We start from the raw sequence: 1,386 nt of genomic DNA on the forward strand, positions 1-1,386 counted from the left end.
AGAATATATCCTAGATGAAAAAGGAGAAAAAGTATTAAACAAAAATGGAAAACCTAAAACAAGAAAAGTAGAACTAACAACCTGGAACGATAAGGGCAATGTAGAAAAATGGAGAGAAAACTTTTCTAATCTTTGTAACAAATATTTAGAAAGAGTAGGAGCAGAAAAAAGAGTAGACCATAGGAGTTTTAAAAGACAAAATTCAGATTATCTACCGACAATCCATTTAGGATCAGCAGCAAGTGCAATGGAAAGAAAGGGAATAGAAACTGACAAGGGAAACTACAATAGAGAAATAAGAAAATATAATGAACTTGTAAAAACAATAAAAGAAGAAATAAAAACATTAAAGGGTTGGATAGGAAATTTATTAGATAACTTAACTAATGCTTATGAAAAATTTAAGGACATAGAAAGAGATAAGGTAATAGACAACCCTAAACTTTTCAATCTGACAAATTATCTATTAACTTATTCAGAAATTCAAAAAGAAAAAAGTAAATATCTAAAAGGATATGCAAAAACTAATAAAGAAAAATATGACTTCAAAAAGCTAACAAGTGCATATAGTTATTTAAGAAAAAATAACATAGAAACCATAGGTCAGTTACAAACAAAAATAGAAAGTTTAAAGTCTAATAGTTACAAACTAAATAAAAAAGCAAAGACAATCCATAAAGAAATGGAAGATGTAGAAAAGAAAATTCTATACTATGAAATCTACAAAGCCAAAAAAGAAGTTTATGAAGAATATCAAAAGAAAAATATATTCACAAAAGACACATTCTATAACAAATATAAGAAAGATATAGACCAATATAAGGTAGTAAGCAAGAAATTAAAAAAACTCCTATCAGATAATGAAAAACTAAGTCCTAAAAAATGGAATGAAGAAAAAAATCTTTTAATGAGAAAGCTTGAAGAAATAAATAAAGAAAAAGACAAAATAAAAGATGAATACCAGGAAATTAATCATATAAAATATTCAGTAGATTTTGTAAACAAAGAACTTGGCATAGACTTATCCATAGAAATAGATAAGCTAATAAAACAAGGTGAAAAACCAAGTGTAATAGCACAGATTAAAAAATTCCAAGACCAAGTTAATAAAGACAATGAATACAGAGAAATGATGAAAAACAAGAAAATGGATCAAGAAAGATAAGACCTGGTAAAAATATCTTATCCAAGCTATAATATGACCAAGAAAATAAAGGCAGATCTAGGAGGTAATAGAGATGAATAAAAGGCAAGAGCTAATAGATGAACTCATAAAAGCAAATAAAGACGGAACATACAAAACATATAAAAGCACAGAAGAAATAAAAGCAATGAACAACGAGGAAATACAGATTATATATTCCAACATGAAAAACTATCTATCAG

The 1,386-nt window shown here is 26.8% G+C and carries 1 protein-coding gene; it reads left to right on the top strand.

Translation table 11 applies throughout. The features are described from left to right. The coding region (locus HMPREF3045_RS01475; protein ID WP_083316572.1) for a MobA/MobL family protein at positions 1-1,165 on the top strand (1,165 nt) is incomplete at its 5' end. Between the last annotated feature and the right edge of the window lie 221 nt (positions 1,166-1,386).

It is taken from the genome of Anaerococcus sp. HMSC075B03 (genome assembly GCF_001815585.1).
Taxonomy (GTDB): domain Bacteria; phylum Bacillota; class Clostridia; order Tissierellales; family Peptoniphilaceae; genus Anaerococcus; species Anaerococcus vaginalis.